At 71.8% G+C, this 419-nt stretch carries 1 pseudogene; it reads left to right on the forward strand.

The window, feature by feature from the left end:
- Positions 1-321, forward strand: a pseudogene (locus G3576_RS31050) (transposase); the annotation flags it as partial.
- Positions 322-419: the final 98 nt, after the last annotated feature.

Raw genomic sequence — 419 nt, forward strand, 5'->3', positions numbered from 1 at the left:
CTCTCTTTTGCGGAGCGCGAGGAGATCGCGGTGTGCCGAGCGCAGGGGCTTGGGGTGCGGGAGATCGCGCGGCGCCTGGGCCGGGCGCCGTCGACGATCTCACGGGAATCGCGGCGAAACGCGGCGACGCGCAGCGGCGGGCTGGAGTACCGGGCGACGACGGCGCAATGGCATGCAGAACGGGCGGCGCGGCGGCCGAAGGCGGCGAAGCTGGCGACGAACGCAGTGCTGCGGGCGTATGTGCAGGATAGACTCGCCGGCGCGGTGGCGGCGCCTTGTGGGACGATGGTTGCCGGGCCGTCGGTGGCATGGAAGGTGCGGATTCCGACGCAAAGCGGCCGGTGATTCCGACGGAAGGTGGCCACTGATTCCGACGCAAGGCGGCCACCCTTCGGCTGGGGTGAGGGCCGCGGTCTGCG

Origin of the sequence: Falsiroseomonas algicola, assembly GCF_011040385.1 — a bacterium.
GTDB lineage: Bacteria > Pseudomonadota > Alphaproteobacteria > Acetobacterales > Acetobacteraceae > Falsiroseomonas > Falsiroseomonas algicola.